Below are 16362 nucleotides of genomic sequence, written 5' to 3' on the forward strand. Positions count from 1 at the left end.
GGTGGGTGCCGACCGTTGGTCGGCACATCTGTCAGATATCGAAATTCATCTATCGAAATTCATCTGGGGTCAGAGCCCGTTGCGCAGCAACGGGATCCGACCCCGTGCTCCGACAGATCGCGGCGATCTGTCGAAGGCGGGGTGGGTCCGGTTGAGGGGGCGTGAGCGCCATGGATGGCGCGACCGAGGCTACATGGACGTATTTACGCCGCCCCCCTCAACCGGACCCACCCCGCCATCCCACGGAATGCCCGCTTTTGACGTTGACGTTGACGTCAGCAGGTGCAGGGCTGCAAGCCCTGCCCCCCCCTCTTAGTACAGCGTGCGCTCCGGCGCACCGGCCGGCGGCGGGGTGTACTGGTACAGCCAGGTCTCGGTGAGGGTCTTGCCACCACTGCGCAGGAACAGGCGGATGTCGATCTGCTCGGTACTGCCTTCCGGCGGCACCAGGTCGAACATCGCGCGATAGCCGTTGATCTCGCGCAGCGGGCGCGCCGAAACGATCTCGACCCGGCCACGGCTGGCTTCCACCACCGCTTCGACCTCGGCCTTGTCGATCAGCCTGGCCAGTTCGCCACCTTCGAAGTCCACCGCGAAGCGCCAGCTGAAGTACTCGCGCTTCTTGCCGACCACACCGCCCAGGCCGGTGCGGCTGGCCACGCAGTGCGCCAGCGGCGGGCGCGCCGGCGGTTCGGCGCCCCAGTACAAGCGGTAACCGACCAGCAGCTCCTGGCCCGGCTGTGGCTTTTCCTTCGGGTTCCAGAACGCCACGATGTTGTCGAACGTCTCGTCCACGGTGGGAATCTCCACCAGCTGCACCGAGCCTTCGCCCCATTCGCCCTTCGGCTCCACCCACAGGCACGGGCGCTTCTCGTAGAACACGCCGTCGTCCTGGTAATGGTCGAAATTGCGGTCGCGCTGCAGCAGGCCGAAGCCGCGCGGGTTGCGGTCCACGAACATGTTGAAACGCAGGTTGCGCGGGTTCAGCAGCGGCCGCCAGATCCACTCGCCGGCACCGGTCCACAGCGACAGGCCATCGGTATCGTGGATCTCCGGGCGCCAGTCCCAGCCCATCCGGCGGTCGTTCTCGCCCACCTGGTACATGCTGGTGCACGGGGCGATGCCCAACCGCTCGATCGTCTTGCGCGGGTACAGCGCGCTGTCGATGTCCATCAGCAGCACGTCACCGTTGGTGATCGCGAAGCGATAGGCACCGGTAACGCTGGGCGAATCCAGCAGGCCATAGACCACGATCGTGTCCGAATCGGCCGACGGCTGCTCCAGGTAGTAGGCGATGAAGTCCGGGAATTCCTCCGGCTTGCCCATGCCGGTATCGATCGCCAGCCCACGCGCCGACTGGCCGTACTGGCCCTCCTTGCCAACGGCGCGGAAGTAGCTGGCGCCGAGGAAGGCGGCGAAGTCGCGGTCGGTGTCCTTGCGGGTGTTGAGGCGGAAGCCAGCGAAGCCCAGATCGGCCGGCAGCTCGCCATCCTTGATGCCGCTCTTGCCGTAGTTGAACGCCGCGCCGTCATACGCCAGTTCCTGCGCCTTGCCGTCGACCACGTCGAACATGCGCACCGGCGAATGGAAGTACAGGCCCAGGTGGAAGAACTTGGCCTGGAACTTGCCAGGCTGGTCGGCCCACAGCGCATGGTCCTGGCGGTAGCCAATCGACTGGTACTGGTCCCAGTCGAGGCCTTCCAGGCGGCCCGGCAACACCCGCTTGTGGCTCTTGTAGGGCGCCTGTGCCAGCGCGCGCGCCTGGCCCTTCAGGGTGGCGAAGTCGAACGGCTGCGGTTGGCCGAGGCGGCGCAGGCCCATCTGACCGCTCCTGCTGGCCGCGCACGCGGGCAGGGACGGCAGGCCGAATGCAGCCAGGGCGAGGGAGGCATTGCGGATGAAGTCGCGTCGTTGCATGCAGGCGCGTCGGGCACAGAGGGAAGGTCGGCCATGATAGGCAGACAAACGTTAACGGGCAGCGGAGACGCGCCCTGCCCGTTCAGCTGCCGCTGGTCGCCGGCTCAGCGCTGGCAGTGGCTGCACCAGACGCTGGCGCGCTGGCCGATGGTGGCGTGCTTCAGCGCGCGCCCGCAGTTCGGGCACGGCAGCCCGTCGCGGCCATACACCAGCAGCTCCTGCTCGAAGTAGCCCGGCGCACCATCGGGGCTGATGAAATCGCGCAGGGTGGTGCCGCCGCGGGTGATGGCGTAGCCCAGGATCTCCTTCACCGCGTCGGCCAGCCGCTGGTAGCGTTCTCGCGAGATCTTTCCTGCCTCGCGCAGCGGACTGATGCCGGCCTTGAACAGGCTCTCGGCGGCGTAGATGTTGCCCACGCCCACCACCACCGCCTGGTCCATCAGGAAGGTCTTCACCGGCGCGCTGCGGCCCCGGCTGCGGTCGAACAGGTAGTCGCCGTCGAACGCGTCGTCCAGTGGCTCCGGGCCCAGCCCCTGCAGCAGCGGGTGGATCTCCCCAGCCGGCTGCCAGAGCAGGCTGCCGAAGCGGCGCGGGTCGTTGAAGCGCAGCAGGCGGCCGTTGTCCAGGCTGATGTCGACGTGGTCGTGCGCCCGCAGCGGGGTATCACCGGGCAGCACGCGCAGGCTGCCGGACATGCCCAGGTGCAGCACGGCGCTGCCGATGGCGGTATCCAGCAGCAGGTACTTGGCGCGCCGGCGGATGTCCTCGATGCGCTGCCCCGGCAGCAGCTCGGCCACTTCCGGTGGAATCGGCCAGCGCAGGTCGGCGCGGCGCAGGATCACGCCATGCACGCGCCGGCCCTGCAGGTGCGGCGCCAGGCCGCGGCGGGTGGTTTCGACTTCGGGCAGTTCAGGCATGGTGCGATTCTACGCCCGCTCAACGCGGCGGCGCGGACAGTTCGCGCGCATCCAGGAAGCCATCACCGTTGGCATCCTGCTTATGAAAGCGCTGCACGATCACCTGCCGCTGCTGCTCGCGGCGGATTGCCCTGCCCTTGCCGCCGGGCAGCTCGTCGGCGCTCAGCACGCCATCACCATTGCGGTCCATGCGGTCGAAGGCATACAGCATCCACTGCACGTACTCGGCCTCGCTGACCTTGCCGTCGCCATCGCTGTCCATCCGCTGCAGATAGCTGGCGGTGTCGGTGACCTGGGCCAGCGCCGCACCCGGCAGCAGCGCCGCCAGCAGAAGCCCGTACCCTGCCCTCACGCGCCCACCAGACTGTAGCCCTTCAAGCGTGCGGCGTAGGCCTGCAACGCCGCGATACCGCTTTCCTCGGCCTCGCGGCACCACGCCTGCAGCTGATGCAGGCGCTCGGCGGCGTCGTGGCCACGGGCTTCCAGCAGCGCAGCCAATCGCCCGCGGTACTCGACCAGGGTGCGAATGCGCGGCCGCTGCGCCACCCATGCGCTGAGCTGGGCGCGGCTGTCCGGCTTCAGCCAGCGGCCATCGTTGACCAGGCCACGGCGCAACCGGCGTGGCAGCAGGCGGCGCAGCTTGGCCCCGGCCTGCGCGGCCTCCTCGCGCAGGGCCGGCATGAACACGTTGCGCTGGTAATCGGTCATCGCCTGGAAGCGGTGCGACAGCAGCGCCTTCAGCGTTTCGGCATCGGGCACGGCGATGTTCGGGCGCACGTCCATGGCCGGTGCCACCCGCAGCACCCTGGCCAGGTGCAGCGCCTGCAGCAGGCGGATCGCACTCCAGCCGATGTCGAACTCCCAGCGCCGCATCGCGAAGCGCGCCGAACTGGGGAAGGCATGGTGGTTGTTGTGCAGCTCCTCGCCACCGATCCAGAACCCCCACGGCGTGAGATTGGTGGAGGTATCGGCCGACTCGTAGTTGCGGTACCCCCACCAGTGGCCCAGGCCATTGACCACGCCCGCCGCCCAGAACGGGATCCACGCCATCTGGATCGCCCACAGCGCCACGCCGGGCAGGCCGAACAGCACGCCGTTGATCGCCAGCAGCACTACCGGCCCCAGCGTGGCGTGCGGGGTATACAGGTGGCGCTCGATCGCGTCGTCCGGCGTGCCGCGCCCGTACTGCTCGATGTCCGCGCGCATGCCGCGCGCTTCGCGGTACAGCTCCACGCCATGCCAGAACACCTTGCCGATGCCGCGGGTGACCGGGCTGTGCGGATCGTCCTCGGTCTCCACCTTGGCGTGGTGCTTGCGATGGATGGCCACCCACTCGCGGGTGATCATCGACGTGGTCAGCCACAGCCAGAAGCGGAACACGTGCGCCAGCGCCGGATGGAAATCGACCCCGCGATGGGCCTGGCTGCGGTGCAGGTACAGGGTTACCGAGAAGATGGTGATCTGGGTGAAGACCAGCAGCACGCCCAACATGGCCCACCAGCCGAGGCCGAGCACACCACCGGTCAACAGGGACATCAGGGCATCAGACATGGCAGCTCTCCGGATCGACGCGGGGATGGCAGACATGATGGGCGCTTGCGTTGCAAACTGCATCCCTGCGGCGATGTATCGCATCGCCATCCGTGGCACCGTTCACAGTTGGGGACCTGAGTTGTCGAGCCTTGATCCACGCGCCAGCACCATGACTGCCGCCCCGCCCGTTGCGGAGCTGCCCCCCTTGATCGAACTGGACCGCGCCACCGTGGTGCGCGGCCAGGTGAAGGTGCTGCACGGGCTCAGCCTGCGCATCGCACAGGGCCAGCACACCGCCCTGCTCGGCCCCAACGGCTGCGGCAAGTCGACCTTCATCAAGCTGATCACCCGCGAGCTGTACCCGCTGGCGCAGGTCGACGGCTCCGTGGCGGTAAGGGTGCTGGGGCAGAACCGCTGGCAGGTGGACCGGCTGCGATCGCAGCTGGGCATCGTCACCGGCGATCTCAGCAGCAACCTGGCCGACATGCCGGGCCTGACCGTGGAACAGGCAGTGCTGTCCGGCTTCTTCGCCAGCTACGTGGTGCCGGCCTTCCGCGAAGTGACCGCCGATATGCGCGCACGCGTGGGCGAGACACTGGCGATGACCGGCGCCCTGTCCCTGCGCGACCGCGCCTACGCCGAGTTGTCCGCTGGCGAGACCCGCCGCGTGCTGATCGCCCGCGCGCTGGTCAACCGGCCGCAGGCACTGCTGCTGGATGAACCCTCCACCGGGCTGGACCTGGTCGCCCGCGAGCAGCTGGTGGCGACCATGCGGGCGCTGGCGCAGCAGGGCATCACCCTGGTGCTGGTGACCCACCACATCGAAGAGATCATTCCCGAGATCGAGCGCGTGGTACTGCTGCGCGATGGCCGCGTGCTGGCCGACGGCACCCGCGCCGAGCTGCTGCGCAACGAACCGCTGTCGGCGGTGTTCGGCGGCGCGATCACCGTCTGCGAGCAGGAAGGCCGGCTGACCGCATACGCGGGGTGATCGGCATGCCGTTGTAGAGCCGAGCCCACGCTCGGCTGCTCCTGATCACGGCAAACAGCAGCCGAGCATCGGCTCGGCTCTACAGGATGCAATGCAGCGGGCCGGATATCCCGGCCCGCCACCGTCGTGCTCAGAACCGCAACGCCAGCGCGCGCGACTCGATCGGTGCCATCCGGCTCTGGTCCTGCAGCTGCAGGTCGCGCAGCTCGTACGGTGCGCCAAAACCGGCCGGCAACGCGGCCTGGCCGAACGGCAGCACCAGCTGGCCGGCGCCCGGGCCATCGAACCACGCGGCTGCATGTGCCTGCGCGACCGGCTTCATCCGGCCATCGCGGGCCGTGGCATACAGCGTGCCGCGTGCCTCGTAGCGGCCTGCCGCAGCCACCTGCAGCGGCAGCGCCACCTGGCGGCTGGACGGGTCCGGTGCTGCCTGGCCGCTGAAACGCGCGGTCGGCCGTGCCACCGCGAAGGCCACCTTGCCATCGCGCAGCACGCCATCGGCCTGGGCGAACACCTGCAGCTCCCACAGCCCCTGCACGGTGCCGACGTCGGTCGGGATCCGCACCTGCGCGCGCAGGCTGCCATCAGTGGTGCGCAGCAGACGCTGCGGCCAACTGCGGCCATCCGGTGCGACCAGCAGGGCTTCACCCCCCAGGCCGCCACGACGCGATGCCAGCTGCGCGGTGGTGGCGCCGTCTTCCAGCAGGCGTGCCTGCAGCTGCACGTTGCCACCGGCCAGCACCTGCGCCTGGTTGGCCTGCACCTCCAACCGCAGCGGGCTGTTCGGCTCCAGCACCTGCACCACATAGCGGCCCTGCGCCTGCGTGCTCTGCAGGGTGTACGCACCGGCGGCACTGGTCGCACCGGTGCGCAGCATGCTGCTGCCATCACTCACCGGCATGCCGGCATCCTGCAGCGCGCGCGCATCGACACTGCGGGCCACGCTGCTGCGGCCAGCCGGGTCGCGCACCTGCAGGGTGTTGGCCGGCAGCGCGCGAGCTCCTGCGGCCGGACTCAGCTGGATCACCGCATCGGGCGCCGTCAGCGGCAGGTCCAGGCCGCGCTGCAGCTGCGTGCCATCGACCTGCTGCCAGTAACTGCGGCTGACCGAGGCATATGGCGTGGCCGCCTGCAGCGGTTGTGCCGGGTCCAGCGCCCAGGCAAACGACAACGGCGCGTGTTCGCTTTCATCGGCAGGCAGCGGCGCGGCCACCAATGCGGCAGGCACCTGATCGCCCGCGCGGGCCGCCTGCAGAGGCTGCGCGGCCTGCGCGGCGGAAAGGGACAGTACTGCCAGCACCGCACTGGCCAGCAGGGTGGAATGGGTCGTCATGGTCATCTCCCTCACTGGGTCAGGTCGTTGCGCAGCAGGGTGCCGAGGCCGAAGCACTCGCGCCGGCTCTGGTTGTGGCTGAGCGGTTCTGCGCCCTGGGTGCGCGCTTTGTCGGTGAACCAGGTGGTGCCGGCCGCCTTCTGGCTGCTGCACTCCAGGAAGCCATCGGAGCAGGACGACAACCAGTTCTGGGTGAACTCCAGGCCGACGTTGGCGGCATAGCCACCGCAGTAGCTGTTGCTGTCCCACACCGCCGATTCCACGTCACTGCCGACCACCGCGCGGAACGGCTTGGGCAGCGCCGGGCGACCGGCCGTGCCGTACAGGTTCTGCGCGTTGTAGGTGGCCATGCTGGCCACCTGCTGCTGGCGTACCGCGTCGTTCTTGTAGCCCAGCAGCCAGCCCAGCGAGGTTTCGAAGGTATTGCCGTTGAGCACCGCATCGGCCAGTGGCGTGCCCGCCGAAGACGGTGCCAGTGCGTTGACCTTGCGCACCGTGCGGATGATCTTCGGATAGCGGCTGTCGTAGGTCGGATTGGACAGGATCCAGCGCATCACGTTGCCGCCGTTGGAGTGGGTGATCACCACCAGCTGGGTGATGCCACGGCTGTCGATGAAGCCGGTCAGCTGGTTGGCCAGGCAGCCGGCGGCCTCCGGTTTCCACATGTACTGGGTGAAGTCACAGTTGATGACCACATAGTTGCTGCTGTTGGGCAGGCCCTGGCGCACGGTGTCGATGATCGCCGGCTGCCAGTAGTCCTGGGTGGCATTGGTCTGCGCGCCGGTGCCATGCACGAAGGCCACGCCGACCACATCGGCGGCCTGCGCCGGTGCTGCTGCCAGCCCCAGAAGCAGGGCCAGGACGGTACTTCCTGTTGCGGTGCTGCGCATCGCTTCTCTCCCTCTGTCTTCGGATCCCCCCGACCCGGCTGGAACTGGACGGCGCCTGGTGACTGCCGATGTGCCGATGCTCACGCTGCGGCCGCGTGAAAGTCCGTGCGCTGCGCCCGGATTCAGCAGACTGGCACGCTTCGATGACGTTCTTCATCTCCTGTGATGACCATGCCGGGTCTGGCCGTATGACCGATGGCCACTGCGGTGCCGCATACGGGCTGCGATCATGACGCGGTGTTTTTCCTCCGGAGCCCGTCCATGTCGCTGATTTCCCACCCCGCCCGCCCGCTGCTCGGCCTCGCCGTTGCCGTGGCCCTGGCCGGCTGTGCTGCCACGGCCACCAAACCGACCGCCGTCGAAGCCAACATCACCACCAAGGCCGTGGGCTATCTGGACAAGAGCGCTGTTCCGGCCAGCCTCGATCTGGTGCCGGCACCGCCGGTGGCCGGTTCGGCCGCCCTCGCCCTGGACGAACAGGTCAGCCGTGAAGCCCGCGCGCTGCGTGGCAGCCCGCGCTTCGCCCAGGCCGGCGTCGATGCGGAACTCGGTTTCCCCGAGGGCGCCAACCACTTCTCCTGCGCCGCCGACATCGACGTCGATGCGGTGAAGACTCCGGCGCTGTATCGACTGCTGGAGCGCAGCCGGATCGACGCCAGCGCCGCCACCAAGGCGGCCAAGAACCACTACCAGCGCCCGCGCCCGTTCATGGTCAACGGTGAGCCGACCTGCTCGCCGAAGGACGAGGATGGCCTGCGCAGGAATGGTTCCTATCCATCAGGCCACACCTCAATCGGCTGGGCCTGGGCACTGATCCTGTCGGAGATCGCGCCGGACCGCGCCGATGCCATCCAGGCCCGCGGCCGCAACTACGGCGAGAGCCGCCTGGTCTGCAACGTGCACTGGCAGAGCGACATCCTCGAAGGCCGCTTCATGGGCGCCGCCGCCGTGGCCCGCCTGCACGACAACGCCGCGTTCAACAAGGACCTGCTGGCCGCACGCAAGGAGATCGAGGCGGCGCGCAAGGCCGGTCGGCACTCCAGCCGCGACTGCACCACCGAGAACGCGGTGCTGAAGGTGCGCCCGCAGAGCGCGCTGTAAGCCATGCCTCTGTAGAGCCGAGCCATGCTCGGCTCATGGCAGTCGAGCATGGCTCGACTCTACAGAAAGCAGGAAACAGAAGGGCCGGCATTGCGCCGGCCCTTCTTCATTGCACTACCGCAGCCACCGCATCAGAACTTCGCGGTGAACTCCACGCCCCATGTGCGCGGCTCGTTGAGGAAGCCGGTCAGGTTGTTGAAGTCGATCGCACCGACCACGCGGGTCTGGTTGGTCAGGTTGCGGCCGAACACCGCCACGTCGTACTGGCCATAACCCCAGTTGTAGCCCAGGCGCAGGCCGCCTTCCAGCGAACTACGGCCGCGGAATTCCGGCGACTCGTAGATGAAGAAGTTCACCGCACTGCGGTAGGCCCAGTCGGTGTAGGCGTACAGCTCGCTGCCATCGCTGAGCGGGAAGCCCACGCGCAGGGTCGCGTTGTGGATCCACTTCGGCGCCTGCGGCAGCGGGTTGCCGTTCACCAGCGCGTAGGTCTGGCCGTTGATCACCGTGGTCGGGTCGGTGATGGTGCAGCCGCCGCCACAGATCGCCACCGCCAGGTTCTTGTCCTTGATCTCGGTGTCGTTGTAGCTGCTGCCAAAGGTCAGCAGGACGTTGTCGGCCAGGTAGGCCTCCAGGTCCAGCTCGACGCCCTGGCCGATGGTCTTGTCGGCGTTGAGCAGGGTGGCGGTGTTGTTGGAACCGCCCACGGCGATCAGCTGCTGGCCATCGACGTCGTAGCGGAACACGCTCAGGCCCAGGCGCGCGCGGCGCTCGAACAGATCGGCCTTGATGCCGGCCTCGTACGAGATGACCTTCTCCGAATCGGCCTGCGACAGACCCGGCGCAAAGGCCAGGCGGCCCTGGATCGACGGCGCGCGGAAACCCTTGGCCACGCGGGCGTAGGCGTTGATGTCGTCGGTCAGCTTGTAGACGCCGCTCAGGTCCCAGCTGACGTCGTTGACGTCGGTGTTGGCCAGGTACGGGCCACTGACCGGGGTGCCGAACGGAACCGCCTGCAGCACGCTGGCGCTGAAGTCCTTCTTGTCCTGGGTGTAGCGCACGCCGGCACGCAGCTTGAAGCGGTCGGTGACGTCGAAGTCACCCGAAGCGAACACCGCCCAGGCCTTGTTGCGCTGGTTCTGCACCACATGGCCGGTCTGCGGATTACCCGGGGCCAGCGAGTCGTAGTTGAAGTTGTTGATGGTCACGTCTTCATCGAAGTAGAAGACGCCGGCCTGCCAGTCGAAGCGGCCCCACTCGTTGGACTCGACGCGCACTTCCTGCGTCCACTGGCGATGGTGCGGCAGGCCATCAGCCGACTCCGAGGAGAACGGAATCAGGCCCGGGCCGTAGTTGCCGGCCCCGAGGAAGGCCGCACCGTAGCCACCGTCGATGTCACCGCGGTTGAGCGATTCGGCGGTCTCGTAGCCGGTGATCGAGTGCAGGGTCACCGAGCCGAGGTTCCACTGCAGGCGCGCGCTGCCCCCCCAGGTCTCCAGGTCGGAGAAGTTGACGCCGTCGTTGGCCACCTTGTCGCGGTCGAAGTTCTCGACCAGCGAATTGCCACCCTTCTGGATGATGTTGGCGCGGAACAGGCGGGCGGTGCCGTTGAGCTTGCGCTTGTGCAGGTTGAACAGCGCTTCGAAGTCATCGCCTTCGTACAGGAACTGCACGCGGCCGGCGGCTTCGTCGTAGCCTTCGAAGCCACTGTTGGGAGCACCGACACGGGTGTTGTCGACCCAGTCGTCGCGGCGCTGGTAGATCGCCGAGACGCGTGCCGACCAGCGGTCGGTCAGCGGGCCGCCGTAGGCGCCCTGCACGTTCCAGCTGTTGTAGCTGCCATAGCCGACGCGGAGGTAGCCATCGGCATCCTGCGACGGACGCGCCGAGTCGAACTTGACCACGCCGGCCGGCGTGTTGCGGCCGAACAGGGTGCCCTGCGGGCCACGCAGCACTTCCACGTTGGCCAGGTCGAACAGCGGGAAGCCCTTCAGCAGCGGGCTTTCCTGCACGACGTCGTCGTATACCAGCGACACCGGCTGCGAGGCATTGAGATCGAAATCGGTGTTGCCCAGGCCGCGGATGTAGAAGCGCGGGAAGGCACGGCCGTAGGACGACTCGATGTTGAGGCTGGGCACGCGTGCGGCCAGGAAGCGGATGTCATCGCCGGCCGAACCGAGTACATCCAGCTTCTCGCCCTGGATCGCGCTGACTGCGACCGGTACGTCCTTGGCGTTCTCGACACGGCGCTGCGCGGTGACCTGCAGGGTGTCGAGGGCAACCGGATCCTTGGCGGCAGGGGTTTCCTGGGCGGCGGCTGCCAACGGCAGCAGGGCGGAAAGAGCGGCAACGAGAGGGCGCGCGACCAGAGGGCGGCCACGGGAAGTGCGGGTCGGGGACATGGCGGTAGGCTGTGTTTGGAGGGGTGGTAAAACGGCGCTACCAGATAATTGTTGCAATACAGCACCTGCCCCGCAAATGCCGGCCGTTCATGGCCCCGTCGCCCTGCCCCCCGGGGCGCTCGCTAGACTCGGGGTTTTCCAGCGCCGCGGAGCCGCCGCAATGACCCAGTGGTACTTCCATGCCTCGGCCCAGGCCGACCGAATCGGACCGCTCGATGACCCGGCCGCGCGCCGCTACGCGCAGGCCAACCCGCGCGCGCTGGCCTGGTGCCAGGGCATGAGCGGATGGACCTCGATTGCCGAAGTGCCCGAACTGCAATCCGCGGCCCCGGGCATGCCCCACACCCCGCCCCCGGTCCCCGCCGCCGCCAGCGGCCGCGCCGACGACATCGAGTTCCGCATCGTCGGCCATGAAATGCAGTTCGTGGAAATCGAGCTTGATCCCGGCGAGAGCGCCATTGCCGAGGCCGGCGCGTTGATGTTCAAGGACGCCACGGTGCAGATGGATACCGTGTTCGGCGCCGCCAATGGCGACCAGGGCGGCGGCTTCATGGGCAAGGTGATGGCTGCCGGCAAGCGCGTACTGACCGGCGAAAGCCTGTTCGCCACCGTCTACACCCAGAGCGGCCATGGCAAGGGCAAGGTCGCCTTCGCTGCGCCCTACCCCGGCACGGTGCTGGCGATGAAACTGGACCAGCACGGCGGCCGCCTGATCTGCCAGAAGGACAGTTTCCTGGCCGGCGCGCGCGGCGTGCAGATCGGCGTGCAGTTCCAGCGCAAGATCATGACCGGCCTGTTCGGGGGCGAGGGTTTCATCATGCAGAAACTGGAGGGCGACGGCTGGGTGTTCATCCACGCCGGCGGCTGCGTGGTGGAGCGCGAGCTGGCCGCCGGCGAACGCCTGGACGTGGATACCGGCTGCGTGGTGGCCTACCACCCGACGGTGGACATGGACGTGCGTCGGGTGGCCGGCATCAAGAGCATGCTGTTCGGCGGCGAAGGCGTGTTCCTGGCCACGTTGACCGGCCCCGGCAAGGTCTGGCTGCAGTCGCTGCCGTTCTCACGCCTGGCCGGCCGCATGTGGATGGCCGCACCGCAGGGCGGCGGCCAGAACCGCGGCGAAGGCTCGGTGCTGGGCGGCCTGGGCCGGATGCTGGATGGCGATAACCGCTTCTGACCGCCTCCGGTCGTGCCGGCCGCTGGCCGGCAACCTCATGGACCTTGGCACGCATCCCGGTAGTGCCGGCCGCTGGCCGGCAGCCCCATGGACCGTTGCCAGGTTTCCCTATGGTTGCCGGCCAGCGGCCGGCACTACCTTTATGAATGGGCGATATTTCCCACCCTGCCCGCCCCGCCACGGCTTCGGTATGCTGGCGCCCTTTCCTGAATCCGGCGCCGTGCGCGCACTGCCGATGAGCCTGTTCCGCCCCCGCATGCTGCTGTCTGTCGCCCTGATCGGCCTGCTGGCCGGCTGCGGTGGCGACCCGGTCCGCCCCACGCCACCGCCTGCGCCGACCGTGGTCCCGCAGGCCAAGCCGGTGAAGATCGGCATCGCCCTGGGCGGCGGCGCGGCCAAAGGCTTTGCCCATATCGGCGTGATCAAGATGCTGGAGGCCAACGGCTTCGAGCCGGCCGTGGTCGCCGGCACCAGCGCCGGCAGCGTGGTCGGCGCCCTGTATGCCAGCGGCATGGATGCCTTCCAGATGCAGAGCAGGGCCGTGGCGCTTGATGAAGCCAGCATCCGCGATGTGCGCCTGTTCTCCGGTGGCCTGGTGCAGGGCCAGAAGCTGCAGGACTACGTCAACGAACAGGTTGCCAACCGTCCTGCCGAGCGCCTGAAAAAGCCGTTCGCCGCCGTCGCCACCCAGCTGGAAACCGGCGAGCGCGCAATCTTCGTGCGCGGCAATGTCGGCCAGGCCGTGCGCGCGTCGAGCAGCATCCCCGGTGTGTTCGAGCCGGTGAAGATCGGCGGCCGCAACTACATCGACGGTGGCGTGGTCAGCCCGGTACCGGTGGACGCTGCCCGCCAGCTCGGCGCCGACTTCGTAATCGCCGTCGACATCTCCAGCAAGGCCAGCGGCAAGGCGCCGACCGACATGCTGGGCATCGTCAACCAGTCCATCTCGATCATGGGCCAGCGCCTGGGCGAGCAGGAACTGGCGCGCGCCGACATCGTCATCCGCCCGAAGGTACTGGACATCGGTGCCGCCGATTTCAGCCAGCGTGGCACCGCGATCCTGGAAGGCGAAAAGGCCGCGATGGCAGCGATGCCCCAGATCCGCGCGAAGATCCAGCAGCTGCAGCGCGCGCGCGCCGCAGCTGCCGCACCGGCACCGGTGGCCGCGCCGAAGTGCGAGGAAGCCTCGCGCCTTGGCAAGCTGATCGGCCGCAAGGACAAGTGCTGATCCATTGAAGCCAGGCCACCGGGCCCGCCCGGTGGTCGCTCAGGACTCCAGCTGCGACAGCGGCAACGCCTGGAAGCCCTTCACCGTGCGCAGCACGAAGCTGGAATTGGCATCGGCCACGCCACCGGCATTGAGCAGCCGGTCCAGCAGGAAGCGCGAGAAGTGCTCCAGGTCGCGCACGTACACGTGCAGCAGGTAGTCCATGTCGCCGGTCAGCGCGTGGCAGGCCACCACCTCGTCCCACGCCTGCACGCTGTCCACGAAGTGGCCGATGGCGGCCTGGTCGTGCTTCTCCAGCTGCACACGCACGAACGCCTGCAGGCCCAGCCGCAGCTGCCGTGGCTCCAGCCGCGCGCCATAGCCGACGATCACGCCCTCGCTTTCCAGCCGCTGCAGCCGCCGCAGGCAGGCCGAAGGCGAGAGATTCACCCGCGCCGCCAGTTCGGCGTTGGTGGCGCGCCCATCCCGCTGGATTTCGGCCAGCAGGCGTATATCCGTGCGATCGAACTGGACTTCTCCGGCCATTGTTGCCCCGCAACATGGTGAGTACGCAAGGATATTGCGCCAACAAGGCCAATCGGCGCAACTTTTGCAACCCTGTTGCGCGTCCCCTGCCCTAGCATCGTGGGTATCCCATCCAGGAGTGCCGCATGGACCTCGCCCAGCCCCGCCGCGTCGAACACCAGCAGACCGACAAGGGCTACGTGCCGGTGTATACCACCGCGCTCGTCGAGCAGCCATGGGACACCTACAGCGCCGACGACCACGCAACCTGGAGCACGCTGTACCAGCGCCAGCGCGAGCTGCTGGTCGGCCGTGCCTGCCAGGAGTTCCTGGATGCGCAGGACGAAATGGGCATGAGCGCACACATGATTCCGCGCTTCGACCAACTCAACGAAGTGCTGGGCGCGGCCACCGGCTGGACCCTGGTCGGCGTTGAAGGCCTGTTGCCGGAACTGGATTTCTTCGACCATCTGGCCAACCGCCGTTTTCCGGTGACCTGGTGGATCCGCCGCCCGGACCAGATCGACTACATCGCCGAACCGGACCTGTTCCACGATCTGTTCGGCCACGTGCCGCTGCTGATGAACCCGGTGTTCGCCGACTACATGGAGGCGTACGGCCGCGGCGGCGTCAAAGCGCATGCGATCGGTCCGGATGCGCTGCAGAACCTGACCCGCCTGTACTGGTACACCGTGGAGTTCGGCCTGATCGACACGCCCGAGGGCCTGCGCATCTACGGTGCCGGCATCGTGTCGTCGAAGGGCGAGTCGCTGTACTCGCTGGAATCGGCCGCGCCCAACCGCATCGGCTTCGACCTGCAGCGGATCATGCGCACGAAGTACCGCATCGACACCTTCCAGAAGACCTACTTCGTCATCGACAGCTTCGAACAGCTCATGCAGGCGACCTCGCCGGACTTCACCCCGATCTACGCGGCACTGGCCAACCAGGCGCATCTGCCGGCCGGTGAAGTGCAGGGCGACGACCGCGTGTTCCAGAAGGGCACCGGCGAAGGCTGGGCCGACGGCGGCGACGTGTAAGCACACAACGCGCACGGCTTTGCACTGAAAACGGCGCACATGGGTGCGCCGTTTTCGTTGTTGCCTGCCTGCGCCACTGCAGCGGCGCAGGCGAGGGCAGGGCACTCAGGCGTCCACGGCCCGGCAGGACCCGCGCACCATCAACTGCGGATGCACGCTGGCGGCGGTCGGCGCGTCGGGCACGTCGGCCTGGACCAGCATGGCGGCGGCGGTGCGGCCGATATCGGAGACGTGGCGCCGCACCGACGTCAGCGGCGGCCACAGCCGCGATGCCAACGGGCTGTCGTCGTAGCTGACGATCGACAGCTGCTGCGGCACCGCGATGCCTGCACGCAATGCCACCTGGTACACGCCTGCGGCGATTTCGTCGTTGCCGGCGAAAATCGCACTGGGGCGTTGCTCGCCCATCAGCAGCCGTTCGGCGGCATGCACGCCGGACTCGAAGGTGTCGCCCGCTTCCAGCACGCGCTCGCCGGGCAGGGTCAGGCCGACCTGCGCCAGCCGATCAAGGAAACCATGCGTCCGTTCGCGCGCGGCACGCCGGTCACCCGGTCCGGTGATCACCGCAATGTCGCGGTGGCCAAGCGAAAGCAGGTAGCCCGCCGCAGCGGCAGCACCATCGCGGTCATGGGTGACCACGGCATGGTTCTCATCCTCCGAGGCATGCGCGTTGATGCGCACGTAGCGACAGTCGATGTCATCGAGGGTCTGCGCCAGCGCGGCCGATTCGGACGCACGCGGCCCCAGGATCACGCCGTGCAGCTTCTGCTGCTGCACGAAACGACGCACGCCCTGCGGGCATTCCGGATCCTGGCTGTCGCAGGGGTGCACCACCAGCTCATAGCCGGTGCCGCGCAGCGCGTCCAGCGCGCCGTGCTGCAGGTCGACAATGCATTGGGCACCCGGGTCGTCATACACCAGGCCGATCAGGAAGGAGCGGCGGAATGCCAGCCCGCGCGCGAGAGGATCGGGCACGTAACCGACCTCGCGCATCAACGCCTCGACCTTGTCGCGGGTGTCCTTGCGCACCAGCGGCGAGTTGTTGATGATTCTTGAAACCGTTTTCTTGGAAACTCCCGACAGTCGTGCGATGTCGTTGATCGTGGCAGCCTTGCCCTTCGATGCCGGCAACGCGGCATCGCTAATAGTTCGCACTGACATGTATAGAACCAGGTAAGTCGGAGAATTCTAGCCTTGCGCCCGTCGGGCGCGAAGTTGCGGAATGTCGCAGCGGATCTGAATCGTGTCGTGTTCGACAGGTTCTGCTGCGCAAGGTTCCATTGTGATCGCTCTACTGCGTCTGCATCTGAATCGTTCTTCCGCGCGTAT

Annotated in this window: 14 protein-coding genes; 5 read left to right on the forward strand and 9 right to left on the reverse strand. The window is 67.7% G+C overall.

Translation table 11 applies throughout. The annotated features are described in order from the left end of the window. Positions 1-312 precede the first annotated feature (312 nt). The 4 genes from AB839_RS18310 to AB839_RS18325 form a co-directional block, all read right to left on the reverse strand. A complete protein-coding gene (locus AB839_RS18310) occupies positions 313-1917 on the reverse strand; it encodes a glucan biosynthesis protein D (RefSeq protein ID WP_061480452.1) in 1605 nt (534 codons plus the stop codon). Between the two features lie 104 nt (positions 1918-2021). Next, positions 2022-2834, reverse strand: coding sequence for a bifunctional DNA-formamidopyrimidine glycosylase/DNA-(apurinic or apyrimidinic site) lyase (mutM, locus tag AB839_RS18315; RefSeq protein WP_061480453.1), 813 nt, complete (start codon positions 2832-2834; stop codon positions 2022-2024). A 19-nt stretch (positions 2835-2853) separates the two neighbouring features. Continuing rightward, on the reverse strand, positions 2854-3186 hold the full coding sequence (locus AB839_RS18320; protein ID WP_061480454.1) for a hypothetical protein: 333 nt from the start codon (positions 3184-3186) through the stop codon (positions 2854-2856). Next, complete coding sequence (locus AB839_RS18325) at positions 3183-4385, reverse strand: fatty acid desaturase (protein WP_061480455.1); 1203 nt, start codon at positions 4383-4385, stop codon at positions 3183-3185. Before AB839_RS18325 ends, AB839_RS18320 begins: the two co-directional genes overlap by 4 nt. 151 nt (positions 4386-4536) lie before the next feature. On the opposite strand from AB839_RS18325, the gene AB839_RS18330 reads away from it, so the two are divergent. Continuing rightward, complete coding sequence (locus tag AB839_RS18330) at positions 4537-5358, forward strand: ATP-binding cassette domain-containing protein (RefSeq protein ID WP_061480469.1); 822 nt, start codon at positions 4537-4539, stop codon at positions 5356-5358. A 130-nt stretch (positions 5359-5488) separates the two neighbouring features. On the opposite strand, the gene AB839_RS18335 is transcribed toward AB839_RS18330, so the two are convergent. Further along, entirely contained in the window at positions 5489-6691 is a 1203-nt protein-coding gene (locus AB839_RS18335; protein WP_061480470.1) for a DUF4785 domain-containing protein, read from the reverse strand. 11 nt (positions 6692-6702) lie between these two features. Next, on the reverse strand, positions 6703-7581 hold the full coding sequence (locus AB839_RS18340; RefSeq protein ID WP_049399000.1) for a hypothetical protein: 879 nt from the start codon (positions 7579-7581) through the stop codon (positions 6703-6705). Positions 7582-7842: 261 nt separating this feature from the next. Here AB839_RS18340 and AB839_RS18345 point away from each other — a divergent pair, with 261 nt between their 5' ends. Next, the gene (locus tag AB839_RS18345; protein WP_061480456.1) at positions 7843-8682 is read left to right on the forward strand and encodes a phosphatase PAP2 family protein; all 840 of its coding nucleotides are present in this window, start codon (positions 7843-7845) and stop codon (positions 8680-8682) included. Positions 8683-8813: 131 nt separating this feature from the next. Here AB839_RS18345 and AB839_RS18350 read toward each other — a convergent pair whose 3' ends face one another. Further along, positions 8814-11084: a TonB-dependent receptor gene (locus AB839_RS18350; RefSeq protein WP_061480457.1), complete on the reverse strand. Its 2271-nt coding sequence runs from the start codon at positions 11082-11084 to the stop codon at positions 8814-8816. Between the two features lie 160 nt (positions 11085-11244). Here AB839_RS18350 and AB839_RS18355 point away from each other — a divergent pair, with 160 nt between their 5' ends. Together AB839_RS18355 and AB839_RS18360 are read left to right on the forward strand one after the other, a co-directional pair. Continuing rightward, positions 11245-12261, forward strand: coding sequence for a TIGR00266 family protein (locus AB839_RS18355; protein WP_061480458.1), 1017 nt, complete (start codon positions 11245-11247; stop codon positions 12259-12261). Between the two features lie 235 nt (positions 12262-12496). Next, positions 12497-13489: a patatin-like phospholipase family protein gene (locus AB839_RS18360; RefSeq protein WP_061480471.1), complete on the forward strand. Its 993-nt coding sequence runs from the start codon at positions 12497-12499 to the stop codon at positions 13487-13489. Between the two features lie 39 nt (positions 13490-13528). On the opposite strand, the gene AB839_RS18365 is transcribed toward AB839_RS18360, so the two are convergent. Continuing rightward, the gene (locus AB839_RS18365; RefSeq protein ID WP_005411782.1) at positions 13529-14014 is read right to left on the reverse strand and encodes an Lrp/AsnC family transcriptional regulator; all 486 of its coding nucleotides are present in this window, start codon (positions 14012-14014) and stop codon (positions 13529-13531) included. 125 nt (positions 14015-14139) lie between these two features. Here AB839_RS18365 and phhA point away from each other — a divergent pair, with 125 nt between their 5' ends. After that, positions 14140-15033 carry a phenylalanine 4-monooxygenase gene (phhA, locus tag AB839_RS18370; RefSeq protein ID WP_053496712.1) on the forward strand — a complete coding sequence of 298 codons (894 nt, stop codon included), beginning with the start codon at positions 14140-14142 and terminating at the stop codon, positions 15031-15033. A 105-nt stretch (positions 15034-15138) separates the two neighbouring features. Here the strand turns inward: phhA and AB839_RS18375 are convergent, their stop codons facing one another. Continuing rightward, positions 15139-16194, reverse strand: coding sequence for a LacI family DNA-binding transcriptional regulator (locus AB839_RS18375; RefSeq protein ID WP_061480459.1), 1056 nt, complete (start codon positions 16192-16194; stop codon positions 15139-15141). Positions 16195-16362: the final 168 nt, after the last annotated feature.

The sequence above is a fragment of the Stenotrophomonas sp. DDT-1 genome, from assembly GCF_001580555.1.
GTDB classification, from domain to species: domain Bacteria; phylum Pseudomonadota; class Gammaproteobacteria; order Xanthomonadales; family Xanthomonadaceae; genus Stenotrophomonas; species Stenotrophomonas sepilia.

Coding starts and splice junctions, on each gene's coding strand:
- AB839_RS18335 (WP_061480470.1), bottom strand. CDS start 6,691: ATGACGACCCATTCCACCCTGCTGGCCAGTGCGGTGCTGGCAGTACTG.
- AB839_RS18375 (WP_061480459.1), bottom strand. CDS start 16,194: ATGTCAGTGCGAACTATTAGCGATGCCGCGTTGCCGGCATCGAAGGGC.
- AB839_RS18340 (WP_049399000.1), bottom strand. CDS start 7,581: ATGCGCAGCACCGCAACAGGAAGTACCGTCCTGGCCCTGCTTCTGGGG.
- AB839_RS18360 (WP_061480471.1), top strand. CDS start 12,497: ATGAGCCTGTTCCGCCCCCGCATGCTGCTGTCTGTCGCCCTGATCGGC.
- AB839_RS18330 (WP_061480469.1), top strand. CDS start 4,537: ATGACTGCCGCCCCGCCCGTTGCGGAGCTGCCCCCCTTGATCGAACTG.
- AB839_RS18355 (WP_061480458.1), top strand. CDS start 11,245: ATGACCCAGTGGTACTTCCATGCCTCGGCCCAGGCCGACCGAATCGGA.
- phhA (WP_053496712.1), top strand. CDS start 14,140: ATGGACCTCGCCCAGCCCCGCCGCGTCGAACACCAGCAGACCGACAAG.
- AB839_RS18365 (WP_005411782.1), bottom strand. CDS start 14,014: ATGGCCGGAGAAGTCCAGTTCGATCGCACGGATATACGCCTGCTGGCC.
- AB839_RS18325 (WP_061480455.1), bottom strand. CDS start 4,385: ATGTCTGATGCCCTGATGTCCCTGTTGACCGGTGGTGTGCTCGGCCTC.
- AB839_RS18345 (WP_061480456.1), top strand. CDS start 7,843: ATGTCGCTGATTTCCCACCCCGCCCGCCCGCTGCTCGGCCTCGCCGTT.
- AB839_RS18310 (WP_061480452.1), bottom strand. CDS start 1,917: ATGCAACGACGCGACTTCATCCGCAATGCCTCCCTCGCCCTGGCTGCA.
- mutM (WP_061480453.1), bottom strand. CDS start 2,834: ATGCCTGAACTGCCCGAAGTCGAAACCACCCGCCGCGGCCTGGCGCCG.
- AB839_RS18350 (WP_061480457.1), bottom strand. CDS start 11,084: ATGTCCCCGACCCGCACTTCCCGTGGCCGCCCTCTGGTCGCGCGCCCT.